This is a genomic window from Ruegeria sp. SAZD011 (assembly GCF_059612545.1).
Genome location: NZ_JBXWQU010000013.1, coordinates 106,772 through 113,214, shown reverse-complemented (window position 1 = coordinate 113,214; position 6,443 = coordinate 106,772). Strand labels below are relative to the sequence as shown.

General features: G+C 63.2%; 6 protein-coding genes. 1 reads left to right on the top strand and 5 read right to left on the bottom strand.

The annotated features are described in order from the left end of the window. Positions 1-74 precede the first annotated feature (74 nt). Together AC2FLM_RS03140 and AC2FLM_RS03135 are read right to left on the bottom strand one after the other, a co-directional pair. Positions 75-1,820 carry a SulP family inorganic anion transporter gene (locus AC2FLM_RS03140; protein WP_496855486.1) on the bottom strand — a complete coding sequence of 582 codons (1,746 nt, stop codon included), beginning with the start codon at positions 1,818-1,820 and terminating at the stop codon, positions 75-77. Positions 1,821-1,962: 142 nt separating this feature from the next. Beyond that, the gene (locus AC2FLM_RS03135) at positions 1,963-3,189 is read right to left on the bottom strand and encodes an acyl-CoA dehydrogenase (RefSeq protein ID WP_496855484.1); all 1,227 of its coding nucleotides are present in this window, start codon (positions 3,187-3,189) and stop codon (positions 1,963-1,965) included. 97 nt (positions 3,190-3,286) lie between these two features. Here AC2FLM_RS03135 and AC2FLM_RS03130 point away from each other — a divergent pair, with 97 nt between their 5' ends. Beyond that, positions 3,287-4,198: a LysR family transcriptional regulator gene (locus AC2FLM_RS03130; RefSeq protein ID WP_496855482.1), complete on the top strand. Its 912-nt coding sequence runs from the start codon at positions 3,287-3,289 to the stop codon at positions 4,196-4,198. 16 nt (positions 4,199-4,214) lie between these two features. On the opposite strand, the gene phoB is transcribed toward AC2FLM_RS03130, so the two are convergent. The 3 genes from phoB to pstB are packed head-to-tail and all read right to left on the bottom strand — an operon-like array spanning position 4,215 to position 6,436. After that, the gene (phoB, locus tag AC2FLM_RS03125; protein WP_496855480.1) at positions 4,215-4,904 is read right to left on the bottom strand and encodes a phosphate regulon transcriptional regulator PhoB; all 690 of its coding nucleotides are present in this window, start codon (positions 4,902-4,904) and stop codon (positions 4,215-4,217) included. 15 nt (positions 4,905-4,919) lie between these two features. After that, positions 4,920-5,621: a phosphate signaling complex protein PhoU gene (gene phoU, locus AC2FLM_RS03120; RefSeq protein ID WP_234144245.1), complete on the bottom strand. Its 702-nt coding sequence runs from the start codon at positions 5,619-5,621 to the stop codon at positions 4,920-4,922. A gap of 17 nt (positions 5,622-5,638) precedes the next feature. Further along, positions 5,639-6,436, bottom strand: a complete 798-nt coding sequence (gene pstB, locus AC2FLM_RS03115; RefSeq protein ID WP_496855478.1) for a phosphate ABC transporter ATP-binding protein PstB — start codon at positions 6,434-6,436, stop codon at positions 5,639-5,641. Positions 6,437-6,443: the final 7 nt, after the last annotated feature.

Here is a 6,443-nt window from a genome sequence, read left to right as displayed (position 1 = left end):
ACCCCAACCGAGGCCTTCAGAGAAGAAATGATGAAACTGAGATAGCGGAAACCGTCGCAACGACCCTTGAGCCATCAAGATTGGGCGTTCTTCGACCTAAGCGCAGCAAAGGCATCGTATTGCGACAGGAACACCCGCCCTGTCAGATCCTCAAGAAAATGACTGCGGGCCAGTCGGTCCATCACCGGGCCTTTGACCTCGGACAGATGCAGTTTGACTCCCAGATCGCCCAGCCGCCGATTGATCGCTTCAAGCGATTCCAGCGCGCTGAAATCGACCTCGTTCACCGCCGAACACATCAGGATTACATGGCGCAAAGTATCGCGGTCGCGCAGGACCCGGTTCAGGATCAGGTCCTCCATCCGGCGGGCATTGGCGAAATAGAGGCTCTCGTCTATGCGCAGCGTCACCACGCCGGGATCGGTTTCCACCTTGTGACGCAGGATGTTACGGAAATGCTGGCTGCCGGGCACCTGCCCCACCTCGGCCACATGCGGTCGCGAGGTTTTCCAGACGAACAGCAGCAGAGAGATCAGCACGCCGCTGGCGACACCTATTTCAACACCCGCCAACAAAGTCAGCGCGATGGTGGCAAAGACGGCGGCGAAATCGGCGCGCGAATAGCCCCAGGCCCGAGACAGGATCGACAGATCGACCAGCGACAGCACCGCCACGATGATGGTGGCGGCCAGCGTCGCCTTGGGCAGGAAATACAAGAGTGGCGTGAGAAACAGCGCCGCCACCAGCAGGCCCACGGCGGTAAAGGCGCCGGCGGCAGGCGTTTCGGCCCCGGCATCGAAATTCACCACGGACCGCGCGAAACCTCCTGTCACCGGATAGCCCCCGGACAGCGAAGACGAGATATTGGCGGCCCCCAGCGCGATCAGTTCCTGATTGGGGTCGATGCGCTGTTTGCGTTTGGTGGCAAGGGTTTGCGCGACCGAAACGCTTTCGACATAGCCGATGATCGAAAGCAGCGCGGCCGGGCCGATCAGTGCCGGTATGAGGGCCCAATCGACGCCAGACAGGCCTAGGGGCGGTAGGCCGGTGGGTACTTCGCCCACCACCGCCACGCCAAGTGAAGGCAGGTTCAGCATCCAGGCGGCCAGCGTGGTACCGATCACCGCAAAGATCGGGCCGATCCGTGCCAAAGTCGCGGCCAGAGGTTTCGCCAGACCCAGTTTTGCATGAAGAACCTGCGACAGCCCCTTGCGAACCCAGAACAAAAAGGCAAGCGCGACAATCCCCGTCACCAGCGTTGCCAGATTGACCTGCCCCAGATGCCGCGCCAGATCGAGCAGGATTTCGGGCAGCGTATGCCCATGCACCGGCACACCCAGGATATGCTTCAACTGGCTTGCCGCAATCAGCAGGCCCGAGGCGGTGATGAAACCCGCGATCACCGGATGGCTGAGGAAATTGGCCACGACACCCAGCCTGAGCGCGCCCATCGCCAGCAGCATCGCGCCCGACAACAGCGCCAGCACCCCCGCTGCCGCCACATATTCGGGAACGCTCGACAGGTTCAGCGGCGCCAGCGCCGAGGCAGTCATCAGCGAGATCACCGCCACCGGCCCCACCGCCAGCGCCCGGCTGGTACCAAACAGCGCATAGGCCACCAGAGGCAGGATCGAGGCATATAGCCCCACCTCGGCCGGCAGACCCGCCAGCAACGCATAGGCCAGCGATTGCGGGATCAGCATCACGGTCACGATGACTGCGGCGATCAGGTCGCCGCTAAACTCGGTCCTTCCATAGCTGCGGCCCCAGTCGAGGATCGGCAGATAGGTCCGGGCCAGCCCGCGTATCCGTTGATTCATCCCTACCCCCTGCCCGATCCGTGTCAGTAATACATATTCACTTTGTCTTATATGAAGGAAACACGGCGAATGTGAAGGGGGCGAGATGAAAAAAGCGCGAGGCCTGAGCCCCGCGCCTTTGATTTCAAAACCCGAGGGAGGGTCAGAAAAATGCCTGCAACCCGGTCTGGGCCCGGCCCAGGATCAGGGCATGCACGTCATGGGTGCCCTCATAGGTGTTCACCGTCTCCAGGTTCACCATGTGGCGGATCACCTGGAACTCCAGGCTGATGCCGTTGCCGCCATGCATGTCGCGGGCGTGGCGGGCAATTTCCAGCGCCTTGCCGCAGTTGTTGCGCTTGACGATCGAGATCATCTCGGGCGCGGCATTGGCCTCGTCCATCAGACGGCCGACGCGCAGGCTGGCTTGCAGGCCCAGCGCGATCTCGGTCTGCATATTGGCCAGTTTCAGCTGGAACAGCTGGGTCTGGGCCAGCGGGCGGTTGAACTGTTTGCGGTCCAGACCATACTGCCGCGCACCGTGCCAGCAGGCCTCGGCGGCGCCCATCACGCCCCAGCTGATGCCATAGCGGGCGCGGTTCAGACAGCCGAACGGGCCTTTCAGGCCCGAGACATGTGGCAACAGTGCTTCTTCGCCCACCTCGACACCGTCCATGACGATCTCGCCGGTGATCGAGGCGCGCAGCGACATCTTGTTCTCGATCTTGGGCGCGCTCAGCCCCTTCATGCCCTTTTCCAGCACAAAGCCGCGGATCTTGCCGTCATGCGCGTCCGACTTGGCCCAGACAACAAAAACATCGGCGATCGGCGCGTTCGAGATCCACATCTTGGTCCCGCTGAGCCGATACCCGCCCTCGGTCTTGACGGCGCGGGTCTTCATGCTGGCCGGGTCCGACCCGGCATCGGGCTCGGTCAGGCCGAAACAGCCGATCCATTCGCCGCTGGCGAGCTTGGGCAGGTATTTCATCCTCTGCTCTTCGCTGCCATAGGCATAGATCGGGTACATCACCAACGAGCTTTGTACCGACATCATCGAGCGATAGCCGCTATCGACCCGCTCGACCTCGCGCGCCACCAGGCCATAGGTCACATAGCCCGCGCCGATGCCGCCATATTGTTCTGGGATGGTGGTGCCCAACAGGCCCATTTCACCCATCTCGCGAAAGATCTCGGGGTCGGTATGTTCGGTCTGGAACGCTTGCGTGACGCGCGGTTGCAGCTTTTCCTGCGCATAGGCGCGGGCGGCATCGGCGATCATGCGTTCGTCTTCGGTCAACTGGTCGGCCAGACGGAACGGATCCTCCCAGTCGAAACCGCCCAGATCGGGCTTGTCCTTGTCACGCAGGGCGGGCTTGGCGGCGATATCCATCGGAAAACTCCTGAAATCCTGATTGGCCGCAAGATATCTTTCCTGAACCGCAAAATACAGCAAGACTTTTGCGGGTTTTCATGAGTAAAACGCATACATGCTGACCTCACGCAAGTTCTTTCCGTCGATCTCCTCGCTGCGCGCGCTCGAAGCGCTGGACCGGCTCGGCTCGGCCTCGGCGGTGGCCGAGGAACTGGCGCTGACGCAAAGCGCGGTCAGCCGTCAGTTGCAGACGCTGGAGGGGCAGATGGGGGTGGAGCTGATCCGGCGCGACCGCAAGCGGCTGTCGCTGACACCGGCGGCGCAGGACTACGTGACCGAGATCCGCGAGGCGCTGAACCGGATTGCGCAAGCCTCGCTCAGGTTGCAGGTGGCGCCAGCGGGCGGCACCGTCAATCTGGCGATCCTGCCCACGTTCGGGATGCGTTGGCTGATGCCGCGCCTGCCCGAGTTCTCGCGCCTGCATCCGGATATCACCATCAACATGACCACCCGGCTGCGTCCGTTCAACTTTGCCACAGAACCCTTTGATGCTGCGCTTCATTTTGGCGAACCAGACTGGCCAGGCACCGACAGGCTGCTGCTCAAGTCCGAGCGGGTGCTGCCGGTCTGTGCGCCCGGCCTTCTGCCACATGGCGCGCCGAAATCGCCCGGCGACCTGCTGCGCCTGCCGCTGTTGCACATCCAGACCCGCCCGCGCGCCTGGCAGGATTGGTTTGCCCAGATGGGGGTCGCCTGCCCCGAAACGCTGCCCGGCACGCTTTACGACCAGTTCGCCACCATCGGACAGGCGGCGCTGCATGGGCTGGGGGTAGCCTTGCTGCCAAATTACGTGGTCGAACAGGATCTGGCCACCGGGCGCCTGGTTGCCGCCTATCCCGACGCGGTCGAAACGCTCGGCGCCTATTACCTGGCCTGGCCACGCGCGCGCGGCAACGACCCGTCGCTGCGCGCCTTTCGCCACTGGCTGGCGGCACAGGCCGAGCCCGAGGAGGGCTTGCCGCGCTAGGTGCGCCCTGCCCGCCTCAGCCCAGCGCGTAACCCGCGCCGCGCACCGTGCGCACCGGATCGTCTCCGCCATGCTGGGTCAGCGCCTTGCGCAGCCGTCCGATATGCACGTCGACGGTGCGGGTATCGACATAGATGTCGCGCCCCCAGACCCGGTCCAGCAGTTGTTCGCGGCTCCAGACCCGGCCCGGTTTCTCCATGAAGGTCGACAGCAGCCGAAACTCGGTCGGGCCCAGCTTCAGCGGCTGGCCCGAGCGGCTGACCTTGTGGGTTTCGGCATCCAGCACGATATCCTCGTATTCCAGCCTGAGGCCCACGGTCGAGGGGCGGACCCGGCGCAACTGGCTGCGCACGCGGGCCATCAGCTCGACCACGGAATAGGGTTTGACCACGTAATCGTCGGCCCCGGTTTCCAGCCCGCGCACCTTGTCCACCTCTTCGCTGCGTGCCGACAGCATGATGATGGGGATGCTGCGGGTTTCGGGCCGGGTCTTGAGCCGCCGACAGACCTCGATACCGCTCAGGTTCGGCATCATCCAGTCCAGCACGATGATATCGGGCGTGTCCTCATCCACCAGCAGCATCGCCTCTTCGCCGTTCTCGGCGCGGATCACGCGAAACCCCTCTGCCTCGAGATTATAGGCCAGCACCTCGCGCTGGGCCATTTCATCCTCGACCACCAGAACGCTGGGTTGATCGGCTGACATCTGTCCCGTGCCTCCTTATGCGGTGGTCGAGGTCACATCGCCCTTGGGGCGCATCTCGTCGGGGCGGTTGCCGGTGACGAGATAGACGACCTGCTCGGCGATCGAGGTGACATGGTCGCCCATGCGCTCGACATTCTTGGCGATGAAATGCAAATGCATGCAGGGAGTGATGTTGCGCGGATCCTCGGCCATGAAGGTCAGGAACTGGCGGAACAGCGCGTTATACATCTGGTCCACCTCGTGGTCGCGCTCGATCACATCCGCGCCCAGTTCGGCGTCGCGCTGGATATAGGCATCCAGCGCATCCTTGAGCATCAGTTCGACCTCGCGCGCCATCCGGCGCAGGGCTGCGGCGCTGTCTCCAACCTGCGGCTGATCGACCAGAACCGTGGTCCGCTTGGCGATGTTCTTGGCATAATCGCCGATCCGCTCAAGGTTCGAGGCGATTTTGAGCACCGTCAGCACAAGCCGCAGATCGCCCGCCGTGGGCGCGCGCAGCGCGATCAGGCGCGCGGTTTCCTGGTTGATCAGCTCTTCGAGCGCGTCGATGGCCTTGTCGCCCGCGCGCACCTCGTTTGCCAGTTCCGCGTCGCGGGTTTCCAGCGAGCGGGCCGAAGCCATGATCGCCGCCTCGACCAGGCCGCCCATCTTCATGATATGGGCCTGGATCGCCTCCAGATCCCGGTCATAGACCGAGGTGATATGTTGTTGAGCCATGTGTCCTGCTCCTGTCCTCAGCCGATCCGGCCGGTGATATAGCTTTCGGTCCGGGGGTCTTCGGGATTGGTGAAGATCTGACCGGTTTCGCCGAATTCCACCAACTGGCCGAGGTGGAAAAAGGCGGTTTTCTGGCTGACCCGCGCGGCCTGTTGCATCGAGTGGGTGACGATCACCACCGAATAGTTCTGCCGCAGCTCGTCGATCAGCTCCTCGACCTGGGCGGTGGCGATAGGGTCGAGCGCCGAACAGGGCTCGTCCATCAGCAACACCTCGGGTTCGGTGGCGATGGCGCGGGCGATGCACAGGCGCTGTTGCTGGCCGCCCGACAGGCCGGTGCCCGGCGCGTCCAGCCGGTCCTTGACCTCGTCCCAGATGGCGCCGCGACGCAGCGCCTTTTCGACGATCTCGTCCATCTCGGCCCGGTTGCGGGCCAGACCGTGGATGCGCGGGCCATAGGCGACGTTGTCATAGATCGACTTGGGGAACGGGTTGGGTTTCTGAAACACCATGCCGACCTTGGCGCGCAACTGCACCGGATCGACCCGCTTGTCATAGATATCCTCGCCGTCCAGCATGAACGAGCCCTGGACCCGCGCCCCGGCGATGGTGTCGTTCATGCGGTTCAGACAGCGCAGGAAAGTCGACTTGCCGCAGCCCGAGGGACCGATAAAGGCGGTCACGGTCTTGTCCTCGATATCGACATTCACGTTCTTGATGGCGTGGGTGTCGCCGTAATAGACGTGGCAGTCCCGGCACTCCATCTTGGTTTGCTTGATTTCCACGGCTCTCTCCACTCGGGACATATCGTTCATTGTCTGC